At 37.0% G+C, this 18,332-nt stretch carries 17 protein-coding genes; 2 read left to right on the forward strand and 15 right to left on the reverse strand.

The features are described 5' to 3' along the window. Nucleotides 1-22: 22 nt before the first annotated feature. Together BTR42_RS09995 and BTR42_RS10000 are read right to left on the reverse strand one after the other, a co-directional pair. On the reverse strand, nucleotides 23-526 hold the full coding sequence (locus tag BTR42_RS09995) for an HD domain-containing protein (RefSeq protein WP_012962407.1): 504 nt from the start codon (nucleotides 524-526) through the stop codon (nucleotides 23-25). A 99-nt stretch (nucleotides 527-625) separates the two neighbouring features. Beyond that, on the reverse strand, nucleotides 626-1,366 hold the full coding sequence (locus BTR42_RS10000; RefSeq protein ID WP_077497549.1) for a TrmH family RNA methyltransferase: 741 nt from the start codon (nucleotides 1,364-1,366) through the stop codon (nucleotides 626-628). A 35-nt stretch (nucleotides 1,367-1,401) separates the two neighbouring features. Here BTR42_RS10000 and BTR42_RS10005 point away from each other — a divergent pair, with 35 nt between their 5' ends. Both BTR42_RS10005 and yidC read left to right on the forward strand, forming a co-directional pair. After that, on the forward strand, nucleotides 1,402-1,680 hold the full coding sequence (locus BTR42_RS10005; protein WP_009854808.1) for an acylphosphatase: 279 nt from the start codon (nucleotides 1,402-1,404) through the stop codon (nucleotides 1,678-1,680). Nucleotides 1,681-1,769: 89 nt separating this feature from the next. Then, nucleotides 1,770-2,690: a membrane protein insertase YidC gene (gene yidC, locus BTR42_RS10010; RefSeq protein WP_009854809.1), complete on the forward strand. Its 921-nt coding sequence runs from the start codon at nucleotides 1,770-1,772 to the stop codon at nucleotides 2,688-2,690. Nucleotides 2,691-2,780: 90 nt separating this feature from the next. On the opposite strand, the gene greA is transcribed toward yidC, so the two are convergent. The 13 genes from greA to BTR42_RS10075 form a co-directional block, all read right to left on the reverse strand. Further along, nucleotides 2,781-3,263: a transcription elongation factor GreA gene (gene greA / locus BTR42_RS10015; RefSeq protein ID WP_003066170.1), complete on the reverse strand. Its 483-nt coding sequence runs from the start codon at nucleotides 3,261-3,263 to the stop codon at nucleotides 2,781-2,783. 83 nt (nucleotides 3,264-3,346) lie between these two features. Then, nucleotides 3,347-5,068 (reverse strand): endolytic transglycosylase MltG, encoded by a 1,722-nt coding sequence (mltG, locus tag BTR42_RS10020; RefSeq protein ID WP_039694029.1) that lies wholly within the window; start codon nucleotides 5,066-5,068, stop codon nucleotides 3,347-3,349. A 97-nt stretch (nucleotides 5,069-5,165) separates the two neighbouring features. Continuing rightward, nucleotides 5,166-5,660 carry a GNAT family N-acetyltransferase gene (locus tag BTR42_RS10025; protein ID WP_077497551.1) on the reverse strand — a complete coding sequence of 165 codons (495 nt, stop codon included), beginning with the start codon at nucleotides 5,658-5,660 and terminating at the stop codon, nucleotides 5,166-5,168. A gap of 52 nt (nucleotides 5,661-5,712) precedes the next feature. Next, nucleotides 5,713-7,044 (reverse strand): UDP-N-acetylmuramate--L-alanine ligase, encoded by a 1,332-nt coding sequence (gene murC / locus BTR42_RS10030; protein ID WP_009854812.1) that lies wholly within the window; start codon nucleotides 7,042-7,044, stop codon nucleotides 5,713-5,715. 34 nt (nucleotides 7,045-7,078) lie between these two features. Next, nucleotides 7,079-7,675, reverse strand: coding sequence for a divisome accessory protein ZapJ (locus BTR42_RS10035; RefSeq protein ID WP_077497552.1), 597 nt, complete (start codon nucleotides 7,673-7,675; stop codon nucleotides 7,079-7,081). Nucleotides 7,676-7,944: 269 nt separating this feature from the next. Further along, a complete protein-coding gene (locus tag BTR42_RS10040) occupies nucleotides 7,945-11,034 on the reverse strand; it encodes a pilus expression-regulating Snf2 family helicase (protein ID WP_077497554.1) in 3,090 nt (1,029 codons plus the stop codon). Between the two features lie 143 nt (nucleotides 11,035-11,177). Further along, nucleotides 11,178-12,488, reverse strand: a complete 1,311-nt coding sequence (gene der, locus BTR42_RS10045) for a ribosome biogenesis GTPase Der (RefSeq protein ID WP_077497556.1) — start codon at nucleotides 12,486-12,488, stop codon at nucleotides 11,178-11,180. A gap of 151 nt (nucleotides 12,489-12,639) precedes the next feature. After that, nucleotides 12,640-13,542, reverse strand: coding sequence for a primosomal protein DnaI (gene dnaI / locus BTR42_RS10050; RefSeq protein ID WP_009854816.1), 903 nt, complete (start codon nucleotides 13,540-13,542; stop codon nucleotides 12,640-12,642). Nucleotides 13,543-13,552: 10 nt separating this feature from the next. Beyond that, nucleotides 13,553-14,710, reverse strand: a complete 1,158-nt coding sequence (locus tag BTR42_RS10055) for a DnaD domain protein (protein WP_074658080.1) — start codon at nucleotides 14,708-14,710, stop codon at nucleotides 13,553-13,555. Beyond that, nucleotides 14,694-15,191, reverse strand: coding sequence for a transcriptional regulator NrdR (gene nrdR, locus BTR42_RS10060; RefSeq protein ID WP_009854818.1), 498 nt, complete (start codon nucleotides 15,189-15,191; stop codon nucleotides 14,694-14,696). Before nrdR ends, BTR42_RS10055 begins: the two co-directional genes overlap by 17 nt. Before the next feature lie 189 nt (nucleotides 15,192-15,380). Beyond that, the gene (locus BTR42_RS10065; RefSeq protein ID WP_012962415.1) at nucleotides 15,381-16,865 is read right to left on the reverse strand and encodes a sensor histidine kinase; all 1,485 of its coding nucleotides are present in this window, start codon (nucleotides 16,863-16,865) and stop codon (nucleotides 15,381-15,383) included. Continuing rightward, nucleotides 16,865-17,557, reverse strand: coding sequence for a response regulator transcription factor (locus BTR42_RS10070; protein WP_009854820.1), 693 nt, complete (start codon nucleotides 17,555-17,557; stop codon nucleotides 16,865-16,867). Before BTR42_RS10070 ends, BTR42_RS10065 begins: the two co-directional genes overlap by 1 nt. A 237-nt stretch (nucleotides 17,558-17,794) precedes the next feature. Then, nucleotides 17,795-18,331, reverse strand: a complete 537-nt coding sequence (locus BTR42_RS10075; RefSeq protein WP_013643366.1) for a YceD family protein — start codon at nucleotides 18,329-18,331, stop codon at nucleotides 17,795-17,797. Between the last annotated feature and the right edge of the window lies 1 nt (nucleotide 18,332).

Genomic DNA, 18,332 nt, shown 5'->3' on the forward strand with positions numbered 1-18,332 from the left:
ATCCTTCTAAACTCAATCTATTCTAGCGATGATTACTAGGTAAAATTTTACGACTGTAACGTCTTCTCTTATTAAAACGATTACGAAATGGGGTAATGGCTTCTTTGACAGCCCAATATTTATCCACCATTGTCACGATATAACCTTCTTTATAACGCGGCGGAGCAATCGTTGCTCCCCACATATGTTTCAAGATAATATCTTCCTCACGTTTATTTAGTGTAGTCAATTTTCTGGCATTGCGCACAGCAATTCTCGGATGTACCCAAGCATGACCTTTATTAAATTTCGTTTCTCGCCAATCGTAATAAAAGAAATCGTGTAAAAGTCCTCCACGCGCCGTGGATTTTTCATCCCAACCAAATTTTTTGGCAATCTTGTAGCTCGTATAAGCCACATTAATAGAATGTTCCATACGCGTCGAATAGTGATGCTGTGGAATATTATTTAATTTTTGAAAACGAGGGTGTTGGATAAGATGACCAACAAGCTCCATAAATTCTTTATCTTTTTTATATGCTTCCATACAGAACCACCTTCTTTCAACCTAATTATAGCATATGACCTTAAATTAGACTGAAAACAAGTTCTCAAAAATTACTTTTCTTGCACCACATTTTTCAAATTAAATCAACTGAAAAAGGACAATTCCTGTCGCCACAGCAACATTTAAACTTTCTGCTTGCCCAGGCATGATAATATGTGCCAAAATATCAGCTTGCTTTGTCATTAACTCTGAAATACCATTTCCTTCATTTCCCATGACAAGCGCAAAATTTCCATTGTGCTCAACGGTCTTGTAGTCCACAGACTCTTTAGAAAGCGTTGTGGCAATCAGCGATACATCAAGATTTTGTAGCTTCTGACAAGCCTCATACACATCAGTACGCCAAATCGGTAAATGGAAATGGCTTCCCTGCATGGAACGTAGCGTTTTTTGATTGTAAATATCAGCTGATTTTTCCGAAATCAAAACACCGTCCAAACCAGCAGCATCTGCCGTACGAATCATTGTTCCCACATTCCCTGGGTCTTGAACATCTTCCAGTACCAAATATCGCCCTGCTTTTAAATCCGCTAAAGGCAAACTCGGCATAGCAAGTTCAGCAATGATCCCCTGCGGTGTCTTAGAATCCGTTAATTCTTTTAAAACCTCAGGCGTTACATACGTTACCATTGAAAAATGGCTGACGCGGTCAGCATAGTCCTCAAGAACAAAAATATTTAAAAATTCTGCCCCTGCTTTTTCCGCTTCTTCAAAAAGATGCCAACCTTCAATTAGATAAGAATGGTCACGATACTTTTTTTTCAATAATTTTTTAGTCTTTTTAATGAGATTATTCGATTTTGAGGTTATAATAGTCATAAGAAGATTATAGCATATAAAAGGAGGAAAGTGAGATGAAAAAAGTACGCTTAATTGTCTCAGGGCGTGTTCAAGGTGTCGGATTCCGTTACTCAACTTATGCCCTAGCCCTTGAACTCGGGGATATTTATGGTCGCGTTTGGAATAATGACGATGGCACCGTAGAAATTCTCGCTCAATCCGAGGACTCAGCTAAAATAGCTAAATTCATCCAAGAAATTCGCAAAGGTCCTTCACAATGGTCAAAGGTTACCTATGTTGATGTTAAAATTGCTAATTTCGAAGATTTCACTGATTTTCGCATTGCCAACTAATACACAAAAAAATAAGACCACAGATGTATTGAGAAATTAACCAAAAAACAGTAAAATAGTAGGGTATTATAATAAAAGGAAATAATCTATTGAAAAAGAAACTAAATCGTGTCCTCTTTTCAGGACTCAGCTTATCATTATTGTTCTTACTAACTGGTTGTGTCAGTCGTGATTCAAGTGGTAATCCTACTGGTACTATCTGGCACATTCTTGGTGAACCAATGGCAAAACTTATCCAATATTTTGCTAATAATGTTGGACTTGGCTTTGGTTTAGCCATTATCTTAGTAACTATTATTGTTCGTTGTATTATTCTACCGCTCGGACTTTACCAATCTTGGAAAGCAAGCTATCAATCTGAAAAGATGGCTTACCTTAAACCAATCTTTGAACCAATCAATGAGCGTATGCGTAATGCAACAACACAAGAAGAAAAATTAGCTGCGCAAACAGAATTGATGGCTGCCCAAAAAGAAAATGGCATCAATATGCTTGGTGGTATGGGATGTCTCCCACTTCTCGTCCAAATGCCATTCTTCTCAGCAATGTATTTCGCTGCGCAATACACACAAGGTGTCTCTGAAAGTACTTTCTTAGGAATCGACCTTGGTACACGTAGTATCCCTCTGACAGCTGTTATCGCCGTCTTGTACTTCTTCCAATCATGGTTGTCTATGCAAGGTGTTGCTGAAGAACAACGTGCTGCTATGAAAGGTACGATGTACGTTATGCCACTTATGATGGTATTCTTCGGTATGAGCATGCCAGCAAGTGTTCTCCTTTATTGGTTAGTCGGTGGTTTCTTCTCAATTATCCAACAATTGATTACTATGTTCATCATTAAACCAAGACTTCGTAAGAAAATTGCTGTTGAATTTGAAAAAAATCCACCAAAAACTTACAAGTCAAAAGCTCGTAAAGACGTAACGCCAGCTGCTAACAACGCACAACTTAGCAACAAACCTAAGAAAAGCAACCGCAACGCCGGTAAACAACGTAAACGTAAATAATTAAACCAAAAGGAACAGGAAGTTTATTACTTCCTGTTCCTTTTTAATTTTTAACATTAAGAAAAAGCCCCACAGAGGGCTTTTGGTTTATTAAGCTGTTTTTTCAACACTAACGATTTTAACGTCGTAGCTTCCTGCAGGTGATTCGATAGTAACGATGTCGCCTGTTTTTTTACCGATTAAAGCCTGCGCAATTGGGCTTTCATTAGAAATACGTCCTGAGAAAATATCAGCACCAGCTGCACCAACGATATGGTAAACGTCTTTATCAGTTGTACCAACCTCTTCAACAGTAACAGTTTTACCAATCGCTACTTCATCTTTGGCAACAGCATCGCTGTCAATGATTTCAGCATAGCGAATTTTAGTTTCTAAGATTTGGATTTGTCCTTCAACGAAAGCTTGTTCGTCTTTAGCAGCATCGTATTCTGAGTTTTCAGAAAGGTCACCATATGAACGTGCGATTTTAATACGTTCAACAACTTCTGGACGACGAACTAATTTTAATTCTTCTAATTCTTGTTCGAGTTGTTCTTTTTCAGCAAGGGTCATTGGATAAGTTTTTTCTGCCATTTTCTATCTCTTTTCTAAAAATTTATTTGGATAATCTACAAATACAAACATGATGTGAACCACACCATGTTTGTCAGTATTTATTATTCATCTAATTGACTATTAACGTATTTTTCAACATTTGCTTCGTGATCTTCGTAGGTTTCTGCGTAATAAACAGTTCCTGTGTTCACATCAGCTACAAAATAGTAGTAATCTGTTGAAGCTGGATTAACAGTCGCCTCAATAGCTGATAAGCTTGGACTATCAACTGGACCAGGCATCAAACCAGTATTGGTATAAACATTATACGGTGAATCAATGGATGTGTCAATACTTGCATCCGCTGATAATGTCGTTTCTTCACCAAGTTTGCCCATAGCGTACAAAATAGCAATATTACTTTGAAGAGCCATGTTAGCATTTAAACGGTTGTAAAAGACACTTGCAATATTGCGACGGTCATCATCTGTTGAACCTTCTTTTTCAACCAATGAGGCTAGCGTAAGCACTTCATTGACAGTCATGCCTTTTTCAGAAATCGTATCATAGTAACTGGACATGTACGAATCCATTGTTGAAATCATTTGCTCAACCAAGTCTTCCATGGTTGTATCTTCATAGTAGCTATAAGTAGCTGGGAAAAGGTAACCTTCTAATTGATACGTCGCTTCATCTGCACTTGGTAAATTCGCTAATAATTTCGGATATTTTTCAACCATTTTTGAAATGAATGATTCATCTTGAACAACTGACAAAAAGTCATCTGCTGTGAAAGGTGTTGATGAATCATCATCCGCTGTATTTTTCGTAACAGCTTCTGAAATTTGTTTAATGGTATAACCTTCTGTCACCAGAATTTTTCCTAGAGAAGGTTCTTCTGGCTCTGCTGTTCCACCTTGTTTAAGGAGCTTACAGATTTCCTCTAAATCCATACTAGCTTGTAGATTATAGTAGCCACTTTGGAAATTACTATAATTTTTGAACTTTGTATAGTAATTAAAGACCGTTGCGCTCTTGATAACGCCAGCTTTTTCTAGAATTTGTCCGATATATTTGTTCCCCGAACCTTCTGGAATTTCAACGGTAACGTACTCTGTTGATGTGCTATCAAGTGCTCCGACAGCGCTATCAACATAGCGATAAACAAAAAATCCAGTTGCTAACAAAGCAATAATAATAGCTGTTATCAAGAACAAGGCAATGCGTCGTGCCAAACTATCTGTTTTTTGGCGTTTTCTTTTGCGTTTTGTTCCCACGTTTTTCTCCAAGTCTGTATTAGTCTCTGCTGAGCTATTCGCAGCGCTTTCTTCAGCCTGAACATTTTCTTCAGCTTGCATATCAGAATCAGCAATTTGAGAATCATCGCTTGTAATGTCGTCAGGAATATCTGGAATACCAGCAAAGCCGACACCATCTGTTGCTCGGACAAGATAACTTTCTTGTTCGTTTTCAGCATTATCCTCTGAATCTGAACCGTTGGGATTGAAAGTTTGATTAATATTTCTCAAAACATCATTAATCTCTTTGTCATCTACCGTCGTTTCAATTTGGTTTTCAGCAAGAGCTGTTTGAGCTTTTTCTTCAAGGCGACGCTTTTCTTCACGAATTTCCGCCTCTTGGCGCTCTTTTCGCTCCTCGGCTTCGTATTCTGCCATCAATTCTGCTGTCTTACGCGCAAATTCTTCTGCTTCTTTTTCTTTCTGCTGAAGTTCTAAATCGTGTTGCTTACGCAAACGGTTGGCTTCTTCTAGCTCAGCTAAAATTTGCTCCTTGAAACTTTTTTCTTTTTGAGTTTTTGGCTTATCGTCGTTAAATTCGGTCAAAGCTTATCCTCCTAATCTTAGTCAATCGCCATTATAACCTAAAAATAGCGTAAAATCAACTGACGGGGTGGTTTGTTATCTATTCTTAATAATGTCATCACTCAATCATTGGTGATTCCCAAACCATGTTATACCAACTAGAGCCACCATGGGTAGATTCTGATTCACCTTCATCACTGAAACCATTTCTTTCATAGTAAGAAATTAAATTTTCATGACAAGTAAGTGTAATCCCTATCCGTTTTTGGGCAATTGCTAAATCTTTCATTGTCGCTAGTAAAGCCATTCCAATGCCTTGTCCTTTAAAATCTGGAGCTACCGAAAGGCTTGTGACTGCGATAAATCCGCCGTTAGCTGGATTTGAAACAACCTGATGGAATAAATCATCTGTTAAATAGCGTTGAAAAATGGCAGGTCCTTCAACATAGCCACAAATCTTTCCGTCAATCTCAGCTACTAAAAAAGTATCTGGAATAGTCAGAATGCGTTCCTTCATATCTTTTAGGCTTGCTGCTTCTTCTGCAGAGAAATTCTCGCGTTCAATATCTATAATATCTTGCAAATCCTCAAGACATACATTCCTTATCATCATAGAATCACCTTCAAAAGAAAAAGAGCTGTTTGCTCCTTTTCATCACAGTTTTTTATTGCGTATTATTAGCCAAGTTTGCTAACAATTCTTCAAAAGAACGTTCATACATTTGGATATCACCAGCCCCCATGAAAACATAAACAGCATTATCATGGTCAAGTAATGGTGATACATTTTCAAGACTAATCACCTTAGCTGATTTTTGGATTTTACTAGCCAAATCTTCGACTTTAACGTCACCGTGGTCAACTTCACGTGCTGAACCATAGATTGGTGCCAAGTAAACAGAATCTGCTTGGTTTAAAGCATCCGCAAATTCATCCAAAAGGGCAATTGTACGTGTGAATGTGTGTGGTTGGAAAATCGCTACAATTTCCTTGCTTGGATATTTTTGGCGAGCAGCATCAAGTGTCGCAATGATTTCAGTTGGATGGTGTGCAAAATCGTCGATAATAGTCGTGTTATTAATTACTTTTTCAGTGAAACGACGTTTAACCCCTGCAAATGTCTTCATATGCTCTGCTACCAATTCCATATCAATACCAGCGATATAAAGATTGGCAACAACAGCAGTCGCATTCAAAATATTGTGGCGACCAAACGCTGGAAGATGGAATGAACCAAGTTCTTCATCGCCGTGTTTCACTTTGAAAGCAGAACCGTTTGTTGTACGAACAATATCGTAGGCAACAAAGTCATCTGTATCTTTGAATCCATAGTAGTAAATGTCAGCGTCTGACGTGATTTTACGAAGATAAGCATCATCACCATACAAGAACAAAGCTTTTTGAACTTGTTTTGCATAATCATTAAAGGCATCAAAAACATCGTCAATGCTCTTGAAATAATCAGGGTGGTCAAAGTCAATATTTGTAATAATAGAATATTCTGGGTGATAAGGCATGAAATGACGTTGGTATTCATCAGACTCAAAAACAAAATAGTTGCTGTTAGCAGACCCACGACCAGTACCATCACCAATCAAATAAGAGGTATCTGTAATATTTTTTAATACATGTGACAATAAACCTGTTGTTGATGTTTTTCCGTGTGCACCTGCAACACCAAAACTTGTGAATTGGCGCATGAAATCACCTAGGAATTCGTGATATCTTTTGAATTTAAAGCCATTATTAACGGCATAGGCAATTTCAACATTATTATCTTCACGGAAAGCATTACCGGCAATTAATTCAACGTCTGATGTGATATTGTCTTCAGAAAATGGCAAGATTTTAATGCCTGCTTGTTCTAAACCACGTTGTGTAAAGTAATATTTACTAACGTCACTCCCTTGAACCTTATGTCCCATTTGGTGCAACATTAAGGCAAGGGCACTCATACCAGACCCTTTAATTCCGATAAAATGATAGGTTTTAGACATTTTTTCTCCTCTATATTAATAACTGCTAGGCAGTTTAATTAGCGTCATCAAAGCGTGTCAAATTTAACTCTTGAGCAACTTTGTGCTCTCTTTGGCTTTGTTGAGCTTCCTTATTGTAAATTTGGCTACGTTTCAAGAAATCATAGTTATTTTTCTTTGGTTTTGGTACAGAAGAATTATCTGGCTCTTTATACGTTACGGGAATCTCTGCCAAGATATAGTCTTCTTGATGCATTTTTTCTGTTAAATGGCTAAGTTTATTAGTCGGTTTAGCAGGAGCTTTAGGCAGTGTCGCCTTTAATTGTTGCTGAAAAGTTGCTTTTGACGGCATCTTTTTAACGTCGTTAGATAGGTAAGCTTGACGTTTTTTCTTAATATCTCGTCTTGCTTCATCACGCGCTAATTCCGCATAAGATTTACCTTCGCTAACTGTTTTTATGCGCTCTGCATCTTTTTCTGTCTTGCCAACAAAATTATAGTCTCTAGTAACGTCGTCGTAGTCTTTGTCATGATACGTTCCATGAATATTGGTAATTAAATCTTCGTTTTCGTATAAAGCCATTGCTTTTGGTGGATTACTTACTGGCTCACCATCAGCAACTAAGGGAAAGCGTCTTACAGTTTTACTCACAGCGTCACTTCCTTTCTTAACGCACTGTGCTAATTAATTATCATCACTCACTAAGAAATCAAGGTAAATAGTCACTACCATGACCTACGTCCTAGTAACTAAAAGCTTCCATTGCTAATATCGTCTCAAAATAGACTGAGAAGCCAAAATTAGCTCAAATCAAGCCCCAACTTTGTAGCATTTTTATTATAAACTAATTCAGGTATTTTTTCAAAGTTTTCATAAAAGAAAGTCAGTCTTTCATCGCTGAAAAACTGACGTTAAGATGATTAATCGACACCTAAAATTTCTTTAATATCTTCAATGGTCATGCTAGCACGTGTTTCATTGCCGTCAAGTACCGTTGTTACAAGATTTTTCTTGCTTTCTTGCATTTCTAGAATTTTTTCTTCAATGGTTCCGCGTGTAATCAAACGATAAACTTCGACATTTTCTTTTTGACCAATACGATGGGCGCGGCTAATGGCTTGCATTTCAACAGCTGGATTCCACCAAAGGTCAATCAAGATAACGGTATCGGCACCAGTCAAGTTAAGTCCTACACCACCTGCTTTCAAAGAAATTAAGAAGGTATCTTTTGAGCCATTATTAAATGCTCGTGTCATTTCTTGACGGGCATTCGCTGGTGTTGACCCCGTAATCTTATAGGAAGTTAAGCCAAGCTTTTCCATTTCTTTTTCCGCAATATCAAGCATCCCTCTAAATTGTGAAAAGATAAGAGCACGGTGTCCATTTTCCTTGATTTGTGTCAAAAGAGTGCGAAGGCTGTCTAGTTTGCCACTTTCTCCATTGTAATCCATAAAGAGACTTGGCGTGTCACAAATTTGGCGCAAGCGGGTAATTCCTGATAGAATCTCGATCTTACGGCGATTAATATCAGCATCAGATGCTCCTGCAATCGTTTCTTGCATTTGTCGAAGCTGTGCTAAATAAATCGCTTTTTGCTTATGGTCAAGCTCATTAGGATAATTAATTTCTATCAAATCTGGCAATTCTGGAAGAACTTCTTCCTTACGGCGACGCATGATAAATGGCTTAATAAAACGCGCCACTTGCTTAGCTTCCATTTTGAGGAAACGTTTTTTATCTGGCAATAATCCTGGCAAAACAATTTGGAAAATTGACCAGATTTCCAATAATTTATTTTCAATCGGTGTCCCAGAAAGCGCAAAACAATTTTTAACCTCAAATTGGCGCAAATAGTGAGCAATCTTCGTTTGTGTATTTTTCATCACTTGCGCTTCATCCAAAATCAAATAATCAAAATTCAATTGGCTATATTCGTCAAAATCTTGACGGAAAGAGGAATAACTAGTAATCACAACCTGATGATTTTGCGAAATAATATCATCACGCACTGCTTTTAAACCGTAAGCCACAACGACATCAATTTCTGGTGCAAAGCGGGTAAATTCATCCTGCCAATTGTAAATCAAACTTGACGGCGATAGAATCAAAATGCGTGTCTCTGGCGTTAGTTTAGAAGCTAGAAAAGCAATTGTTTGCAAGGTCTTACCGAGTCCCATATCATCAGCTAAAATGCCACCAAATCCGTAATGGTCAAGCATAGATAACCAACGAACACCAGTCATCTGATAATCTCGTAACTGCGTGTTTAAATTTGGAATGGTGACCTCAAAACTTTCTGGGTGTCTCAAATCGTGCGCCAACTGTTCAACTTCTTTTGAAAATGTCACACGGTCATTGTCTTGGAATAAATCTGAAATTTGGAACGCTGAAATAGCTTCTAATTGCAAATGCCCATTTTTCAGCTGCTTAGCTCGTAAATTTTGCAAAGCATTACTGACACGTTGTGTTTCCTCATCAAAAACAACTAATTTACCAGCGTCGTTCACAAAATAAGGTTGATTTTTAAAGAGTGCTTCTAAGGCATCATCAATATCGTTTTCAAAAATAGTTGAAAAATCAAAAGAAATATCCAACAAACCACCATTTGTCTGAACAGAAACTTGTGGGCGCTCAAACTGACGCATTTCTTCAAGGTCATCAGCCAAGGTTACCTTACCCAAACGTTCCAATTGTTCCAAGGTATTGGTAAAGAAGTCGTACAAATCTTCATTTGCCAATGGTGCATGGTAAGATGAAAACGAGGCAGCAAAGCCATTGGCTTCTAAAGTCCTAAACACACGTTCTTCATGCTTAAAATGACTAGCAAATGGTAAGTCTTCAAGTTCACGTTTACTACTGACCTTAACCATACCATAATCAAAAGTCACCTTTAAAGCAATCTCTTGGTATTCATTTAACATTAAATGGAAAGAAGGTACAAAGTCATGAATTTCAAAACTTTTCGGAGCTTCAACCACTCCAAGCTCTTTAAAATCAAGCAAACTAGCAGCTAATTTTGCTTGGTCATCCAAATCAAAGAACAAATGCTTCGCTAAATCAGACTCAATCGGCAGGCTACGAACAGCGGCTAAGATTTTTTGTTGCTTCAAATTCAAACCGTAAATCATACCATTTGTGAATAAGAAAGCATTGTCAAAAAGTGGCTGAAATGTTTTTTCTGTAATAACCAGTTCAATTGATTGACGGTGAACAATGACTTTAAATGACAACAGCCCTTCTGAGCCATCTAATGGTCTAAAAACCAGTTGCCCATAATTCTGATGATTGTGTTCAAATGAGAAATCATAAAGCTCGTTTAACAATGAAATGCCTTCCTCAAATGTCCCACTTGTCAACGCAAGATTTCGACCGTGATTTGGCAAAATATACTCCAAATCAACACGGTCACTATCTGGCAAAACACGCCATAAAAATTGAATCAAGTCTTTACTAGCTTCATCAAATTGAATCAAAGACAAGGGTTCAAAATAATTTTTCCCAATTTGATAGTAGCCCTCGCTTTTAACAACCGCTAAAAAGGCTTTAATATCTCGGACAACATAAGCACGGTCATCAGGCAAACGATTAATTTTTAACGTCCACCAATAATCTGATGAATAGGGACTCTGACTACCATAAGCTGCTAAACGGTATTTTGTTGTGTCGTCATCGTTGATAACCAAGCCGTCCAAAAAGACACTACCAAATGAGGTCACTTTTTTCGTTTCTTGCTGAATTTCTTGATGTGAACTAAGCTCATCTGACAACTCTTTGCCTTCTGTATTATTTTTTAGGAAATACTCTAAAGCCGCCAAATGCTCACAATATTTTTTCTTGGCAAACAGGTCACAATCACATCTCACCTGTTCATCTTCTAAAGCATACTGAAGATGATGTGCACCAACTTTCGCTTGAATTACTTCTTCTCGTTTACTAACAATATCAACCAAACCTTGTTCGTAAAGTTCTATTCCCTGATTGCGAATTCGACCTGGAATCATTCTACCCACTCTTAGCCACCACCTTTTTCCTTATCCTTTTATTATATCAAATTCAGCCTTCTTTAGCTTGAAAAAATAATCCTTTTGATTTTATTTTTAGCGATATTTTCCAAATGCAGCCAAAAAAGCACCACAAACGGTGCTTTTAAGTCTTATTTACGTTTGCGGGCAATCAAATTGATTGGTGTGCCTTCAAAGCCGAAAGCTGCACGGATTTGATTTTCCAAGAAACGCATATATGAGAAGTGCATGAGTTCTTCTTCGTTAACAAAGATAACAAACGTTGGTGGTTTAACAGAAACTTGTGTGCCGTAGAATATTTTCAAACGTTTCCCTTTATCTGTTGGTGTTGGGTTGATAGCAATGGCATCCATGATAACATCATTAAGCACAGCTGATGGAATACGCTTGTTTTGGCTTGCGCTAATTTTCTTAATCATATCAGGCAATTTGTTCAAGCGTTGTTTTGTCGCTGCTGAAACAAAGATAATTGGTGCATATGACAAGAATTGGAATTGGTCACGAATGTCTTCTTCCCATTTTACAACTGTATGGTTGTCTTTTTCAATCGTATCCCATTTGTTAACAACGATAATGATTCCTTTACCAGCTTCGTGAGCAAATCCTGCAATACGTTTATCGTACTCACGAATTCCTTCTTCGGCATTGATAACCATAAGAACAATGTCTGAACGGTCAATGGCACGCATTGAACGCATTACTGAATATTTTTCAGTATTTTCATAAACCTTACCAGATTTACGCATACCTGCGGTGTCAATCATTGTATATTCTTGACCTTCGCTGTCCGTAAAGTTTGTGTCGATAGCATCACGTGTTGTCCCTGCAATTGGGCTTGCAATCACACGTTCTTCACCAAGAATCGCGTTAATCAAACTTGATTTACCAACGTTTGGACGACCAATCAAACTGAATTTGATAATATCTGGATTTTCATCCTCTTCCTCAACAGGCAGATTTTCAACGATAGCATCCAAGACATCCCCCGTACCAATCCCATGAACAGATGACACTGGGTATGGATCCCCAAGACCAAGTGAGTAAAAGTCATAAATATCACTACGCATTTCAGGGTTGTCAACTTTATTGACCACTAAAATCACTGGTTTATTAGTACGATACAAGATTTTTGAAACATATTCATCAGCATCTGTAACGCCTTCTTTTCCTGAAACCACAAACACGATAACATCTGCTTCAGTCATCGCAATGTCAGCTTGGTGTTTGATTTGTTCCATAAACGGCGCATCAACGTCATCAATACCACCAGTATCAATCAATGAAAACTTGCGGTTAAGCCATTCACCTGTTGTGTAAATGCGGTCGCGTGTAACACCTTCGACATCTTCCACAATTGAAATGCGCTCACCTGCGATACGGTTAAACAAAGTCGATTTTCCAACATTTGGACGCCCGACAATAGCAACAGTAGGTAAAGCCATAATTCTTCTAGTACCAGCTTCGTTAAAACAGTCTCAACTATTTTAAGTGGATTTTTCCACACGAAAGACATTTTGATTTCTCAAAAATGCCTTTGTCGAATTTATTCCTTTCAAATTCTTTTATCTATTTATCACTTTTAATGATTTACGATTAGCGACGATTATCACCTTGCAGATGAATTTCACGAGCCAAATAACGAATACGCTCCATAACACGCTTTGCTTGCCACGTTTCATCACCTGAGCGTGATGCTGCAAAGTGTTCTTCAAGTCCTTTAAAATCAAGATTTGATGTAAAGAATGTCAAGAGATTTTCTTGCATTCGATATTGCAAAATAACCTGCAAAACATCATCACGAATCCATGGGCTTTGTTGTTCTGCCCCAATATCATCAAGAACTAAAATTTCAGATTGTTTGATTTGGTCAATTTGCTCTTTCACCGTTCCTGTATTGATAGCATTTTTAATATCAACACAGAAAGTTGGAAAATGAAGCAAAGTCGTTGACTTGCCGTACTTGGCAGATAAACGATTTGCTAGATAAGCCATCAAATAAGACTTCCCAACACCAAAATTTCCAAAAACATAAAGCCCTTTTTGAGTTCCTGTCTCAAGATTTTTTTGATAATCGTTCAAATAATTGTAAATTTCAATACGATTTGGGTCTCCTAAATCAAGATCATCTGTTGAAATGTGTTTGAGACTAGCTGGCAAGCCAATCAAAGTCACACGATTTTTAATATCTTGACGTTTTTTAGCCTCAACTAATTCGCGTGTTTCCAAATAAATGACATCTGCATAGCCCTCATTCATACTAAGAGCAGGCTTGTACCCTTTAGCAATATAGGATTCATCCTGATTTTGAAATTTTTCACGCTCCACCATGAATTGATTAAACTTAGGTAGGCTACGGTTAATTTGCTCCTGAGTCAAGCCATTTGACGTGATAAAATCAGCAATTTCCTTATCTGCTAAAATAACTTGGGTCAATTCATTAAGGTCTGTGCGACTTTGGCGAAGCTGTTTAGCCAAGGTTTGTCCGATTTTTTCCATCACTCGCTCCTTAATCTTCTAACATGCTACGTTTGAGTTCTTCCAATTTCGCTTTTTCTTCAGCAGTAGCAACATGCTTGTATTCTTTTGCTGTCCATTCAGGGACATTGCTTTTAGCAACTTTTGCTTGTGCTTTACGGTCTTTATTGCGTTGGGCAAAGCTGCGCATTTTTAAAACAGCAGCTTCAGCAGTCGTAATGTTTTGATAAGCAAAATCATTTGCCACCTTCATAATGTAAGGTTTATTGAGATTAGCTGACTGCGTTTTATTTAACGTATAAAGCACCATGACATTAATTACTTCATCTAAAAAGCTCATGTTGGCTAATTCTTCCAACAATTTTCGCTCGCTCTCGGTAACCACTGCACGACGTGGTGCCTTGATTTTCTCCAAAAATTCTCTTGCATTAGCTTGCTTGGCTTCACGAATAATCACTTGTTCCTTGGTGTCAAATTGCTCTTTGCTTTGACCTTGTGATTTCAAATTTTTGGGTTGTTCCAACTGAACAGTCATTCGTTGTGGTGAAATTTTACCATTAATAGCCGTGCTTTTTGCCAAATGATAGGTATCAAACCAATTCATGGTGTATTTGTCAGCAAGGCTGTAAATCGAAACAACATCTGCTTTTTCATCTTTAAATTGCAGGCCATCACGCAACATCAAACGCTCAAAGCTATCCAAATCAAAATGATTTTTTGACACATTTGCTTTTGGCTTTGGTGTTCCTTCTGCTGAAAAAATATCCGAGAATTTTTTGGAAATATCTCTAGCCTCTTGCGGAATTTTAATATCCAGCTCAGCCACTGCAACATCACCAATTTCCTGCTCTAACAAGCGACGATAGACAGGATTGCTAAGAAAAGTCTCACGATTCAAAGCTGGCTGCAATTTTAAAACATAAGCATCACGTGTTTGGTACAAAACAAGCAAATCAACAGCAGTCAAAATTGCAAAAGCTTCTTCCACCTGACGCATGCTTAATTGCAAATGATTGAGAATCTCACTAAATTTGTGACGTTTAACACCATCATCAAAAAATGCCAACAAATAATCATAAAGCAAAACCGCGTGATTTCCAATCACTGGGTGATACAGCTGGCTAAGACTATCAGAATCTAATAAAACCTTATTATTTTTGATATAAGAAAACTCATCGATCGGTCTCATTTAAATTACTTCTTTTCTTCTTACTATGAACTCGGTTGGTAATTTGTTGTAGAAGTTCTTCAATCTCATCAACATCTTTAAACGATTTGTAAACAGAGGCAAAACGCACATAAGTGATCTCATCAAGTTCAGCTAACTCATCCATGACAAGATTACCAATGGCTGTACTCGGAACTTCACCTTCGTACTCACTACGAACTTTTTGCTCGATACGTGAAACAACTTGTTCAATATCATCGCTTGATACTGGACGTTTTTGAGCACTTTGGAAAATACCATTTAAAATCTTTTCACGAGAAAATTGTTCACGCGTTCCATCTTTTTTAATGACTAGTAAGGGCAATTCTTCAACACGTTCAAAAGTCGTGAAACGTGTATGACAATTTTCACATTCGCGACGACGTCTAATGGTATTTCCGTCTTCAGCTTGGCGACTATCAATAACACTTGATTTATTATAATTACATTTTGGACAACGCATGCAAACACCCCATTCTACCAATTATTTTAATACTTTATTCTAACATAAAATCAATCATTATGAAAGTAATACCAGTTTGACCATATCAGCCAAAACTTTTCCCCATTTCTTAAACCTTGTCCCTTTTCTAATAAAAAATGACTGTTCAATCATGCTTTATTAGAAAAACGAACAGACCGAGAGAAAAACTCAGTCTGTCTTATCTTGTTTTGTCTTAAGTATCGGAATAACCAATGTAAACTCCGTGCCTTCGTCAACAACACTATTAACGCTAACATTGAGCTCATAAGCATCAACAATCTGCTTAAGAATAGCTAAACCAATCCCAAGACCTCCTTGTGTCGAAACACGATTACGTGATTTATCTGTTCGATAAAAACGTTCAAAAATATATTTTAGGTCTTCTTGAGAAATACCTTCTCCTTCATCCTTAACTTTGACAATAGCATCATCTCCTTGGATGTCCAAAGTCACATGGATTATTTTGCTTCCAGAAGAATATTTTACGCCATTATCAATTAAAATCAAAATTGCCTGTTCGAAATGATTTTTGTAAATTTCTGCAAAGACACATTCTTCCACACTTGTTGAAAATTGGAAATTAAAATCTGGGTGCAAAATACGGAAATTTCCCAAAACAAATTCGATTGATTTTTTCAAATCTGTTTTTTCACCTTTGTGTAAATCAAAACTTCCCTGAACACGAACCATATCTAGCATTTCATTAACCATAATGGACATTCGATCCGTTTCATGATAAGCAGCATCTAAACTTTCTTCAAGAATATGTTGGTCTTCTTTCCCCCAACGTTTCAGTAAACCAAGATGTCCTTTAATAACTGCAATCGGTGTTCGTAATTCATGACTAACATCACTAACAAAACGCGCTTGTCTTTTAGTATACCCTTCAATTTGGTCTAACATTTTATCAAAGTTAGCAGAAATTTCTTCAATTTCATCTCCAGAATGAATATCACTACGGACAGTCAAATCACCAGGATTTTCAGCAATATTACTAACAATTCCTTGAAATTCTTCCAACGGACGTAAAAAGCGTTTTGTTGAAGAGAAAAGAACATGTAAAATTAACCCAATCTCAACTAACTCTGCAATCAAAAGGATTGCCACAAGACAATGTCGCATTAGATAGTAGGAGCTAAAGTGTTGAAAAAGCGTCACATAACCAATAACTTCTCTTGTGTTTTTGGAGTAAACTTTCGCCGTTGAATAGTAACCTGTAAAAGCAGGTGCACGGTAGATTTTTGTCTTGCCAACTGTACCTGTTTTAAAATTTGCAACTGACTTATCAGTCGTTAAAACTAATTGCTTATCCTTGTTAAAAATGGCGACATCTTGATTATCAGAAGTCAAATCATCAATCCCACCACTTTTATCTAGGATATATTGGGCATCATCTTCCTCAACAAGTGACCCCGTAGCATTATACTCATCCAACAGATCCAAAAGATTATCAACTGTCAGTGCACTTTCTTGAGACAAAAAATCTCTCACTACTTCGGCACCTTGCTCAACATCGTAACGTTCTCGTGCTAAAAAGATTTGGGTAGTCCCAAAGTACACGATTAGATTAAAAATAGTTAACACAAGGAGAATCCGAAGCAAAGAGAAAATCGATATTTTTCTAGATAAAGACTTTTCTTCCCATTTTATCATTATTTTTCTCGAATAATGTATCCCATTCCACGAACTGTTTGAATGTAAGATTCTTTACCTGGAATATCGACTTTTCCGCGAAGGTAACGGATATAAACATCAACAACATTTGTCTCAATATCTGTATCGTATCTCCAAACACTGGCTAGCAGTTCTTCACGTGTCATTACACGATTAACATTTGACAAAAGAACACTTAACAAATCGTACTCACGTTTTGTAAGCGAAATTTCATCATCACCTCGAACCGCTGAACGATTTTGAGGATTTAAGCGTAGACCAAGCAATCCTTCTTTTCCTTGACTGTCTTGTTCACGTTTAGATTCAACATCTTGACGGCGGAAAACAGCACGAACACGAGCCAAGAGTTCTTCAATTGCAAATGGTTTGACAATATAGTCATCTGCACCACGATCAAGCCCAGCAACAATATCCATAATAGAGTCGCGAGCTGTCATCATAATAATAGAAGTTTCTTTTTCCAATCGAAGACGACGCGTGATTTCAAATCCATCCATATCTGGAAGCATTAAATCAAGCAAAATCAAGTCAAAATCGTCATCAAGAGCCGTTTGAAGCCCTAAGCGCCCGTTTGTTTCTACAACTACAGAATAACCTTCGTGTTGTAACTCCAAAGACACAAAGCGTGCAAGATTTTTTTCATCTTCAATAATTAAAATCTTTTTACTCATTGTCACCAACCTTTTATTATTTTAAAGATTATAAAATCTCTATTTTGCTAAAGTATACACTCCTATACAGAGCACCTTCTTTGTTTCCCAATGAGAAAAAGATTATAGCATTTTCATCACTTTGTTATAATATCCTCAAAATAAACAATAAAGATAAGTATACTATATCGCTTTAAAAGTATATCAAAGTGTTAACGATAATTCAAGAATATTTTATTTTTTTTAATAAAAATAGTATCAATCTTCAAACAATCCATTTAAAGCAGAAAACGGATTATTTTCTTTTTTCTTCTTATCTTGCAGGGCATCATATTGCTCTTCTGTCAAAACTGACCAGCTATTTCCTGATGGCATTGTGTCAGAATTTTGTTCCTCTTCGCTTAAAACTTGCATTGGAATCGTTAACAAAATATTATCAATAGCGCTCTCTTCTAAATCAATATAATCTTCTTCAAGTACTAAAACAAGATTTTCTCTAACAAGATCTTCTTTTGCATGAATATCCACTGCTTCAATAAAAATTTCTGAGACTTCTTCAACTTGATGTACATCTACAGGCAGCATTGAGCGACTTGACGGTAATGTAATTGTATAATCAAGTGTATAATTTAACAAATATAATCCATCATCGTAGGAAATAGTCCCTTGTACAAAAATCTCTTTAACATCTAGCACATCTTTGTTACGTTCTATTAATTTTTCTTTAATTTCTAAAACAGAATTAAAATTAATTCCATCTGGATTCTTTTTTATTTCCGAAATTGAAAACATCATT

It is taken from the genome of Streptococcus gallolyticus subsp. gallolyticus DSM 16831, from assembly GCF_002000985.1.
Taxonomy (GTDB): Bacteria; Bacillota; Bacilli; order Lactobacillales; family Streptococcaceae; genus Streptococcus; species Streptococcus gallolyticus.

Excerpts from the sequence above, each read along its gene's own strand:
- murC (WP_009854812.1), bottom strand. The coding sequence starts at position 7,044 with ATGTCTAAAACCTATCATTTTATCGGAATTAAAGGGTCTGGTATGAGT.
- dnaI (WP_009854816.1), bottom strand. The coding sequence starts at position 13,542 with ATGGAAAAAATCGGACAAACCTTGGCTAAACAGCTTCGCCAAAGTCGC.
- BTR42_RS10070 (WP_009854820.1), bottom strand. The coding sequence starts at position 17,557 with ATGAGTAAAAAGATTTTAATTATTGAAGATGAAAAAAATCTTGCACGC.
- BTR42_RS10005 (WP_009854808.1), top strand. The coding sequence starts at position 1,402 with ATGAAAAAAGTACGCTTAATTGTCTCAGGGCGTGTTCAAGGTGTCGGA.
- BTR42_RS10025 (WP_077497551.1), bottom strand. The coding sequence starts at position 5,660 with ATGATGATAAGGAATGTATGTCTTGAGGATTTGCAAGATATTATAGAT.
- BTR42_RS10065 (WP_012962415.1), bottom strand. The coding sequence starts at position 16,865 with ATGATAAAATGGGAAGAAAAGTCTTTATCTAGAAAAATATCGATTTTC.
- greA (WP_003066170.1), bottom strand. The coding sequence starts at position 3,263 with ATGGCAGAAAAAACTTATCCAATGACCCTTGCTGAAAAAGAACAACTC.
- der (WP_077497556.1), bottom strand. The coding sequence starts at position 12,488 with ATGGCTTTACCTACTGTTGCTATTGTCGGGCGTCCAAATGTTGGAAAA.
- BTR42_RS10075 (WP_013643366.1), bottom strand. The coding sequence starts at position 18,331 with ATGATGTTTTCAATTTCGGAAATAAAAAAGAATCCAGATGGAATTAAT.
- BTR42_RS10000 (WP_077497549.1), bottom strand. The coding sequence starts at position 1,366 with ATGACTATTATAACCTCAAAATCGAATAATCTCATTAAAAAGACTAAA.
- nrdR (WP_009854818.1), bottom strand. The coding sequence starts at position 15,191 with ATGCGTTGTCCAAAATGTAATTATAATAAATCAAGTGTTATTGATAGT.
- BTR42_RS10055 (WP_074658080.1), bottom strand. The coding sequence starts at position 14,710 with ATGAGACCGATCGATGAGTTTTCTTATATCAAAAATAATAAGGTTTTA.
- BTR42_RS09995 (WP_012962407.1), bottom strand. The coding sequence starts at position 526 with ATGGAAGCATATAAAAAAGATAAAGAATTTATGGAGCTTGTTGGTCAT.